The following is a 438-nucleotide window of genomic DNA, read 5'->3' as shown; positions in this document are numbered from 1 at the left end:
CCATGCCGCCGACCCGGAATACATCACCTTGCTGACGCTGAAGCCGCCGGCCGTCCGCTACCGGTCCCTGGCCGCCGAAATCGAGGCCGCGGACGCCTGTTACCCGTCGCGTTATTTGACGATGGGCGCGTCATCGCTGATGACAATGGGCCGGGTATGGAAACGCCCCGCGGGTGGTTTCCTGCGGCATCATCGGGAAAGACGACCCGGCACCGGCTCAGCCGCGGCGGTGACCGCAACGCCAACCGGGCCCTGCACCAGGTCGTCCTGGTCCGCATGTCCTCGTGCCCGCGCACCGGGGACTACGTGAACAAACGCACCGCCGAGGGCCGGAGCAAGCAGGGAGATCATCCGCTGCCTCAAACGCTACCTTGCCCGTGAAATCTACCGCCGGATCACCGACCCCGGCCCGCTCCGGACAACACCGGCCTGCGCCAA

1 pseudogene is annotated in these 438 nt (G+C 67.6%); it reads left to right on the top strand.

Annotated elements, in window-relative coordinates:
- Window positions 1–186 precede the first annotated feature (186 nt).
- Window positions 187–438: pseudogene (locus AC5RWU_RS24660) on the top strand (transposase); the annotation flags it as partial.

The sequence above is a fragment of the Arthrobacter sp. B0427-1-12 genome (assembly GCF_059092905.1).
Note: the sequence above shows the minus strand (reverse complement) of the source record. Positions and strands in the feature narration are given on the sequence as shown.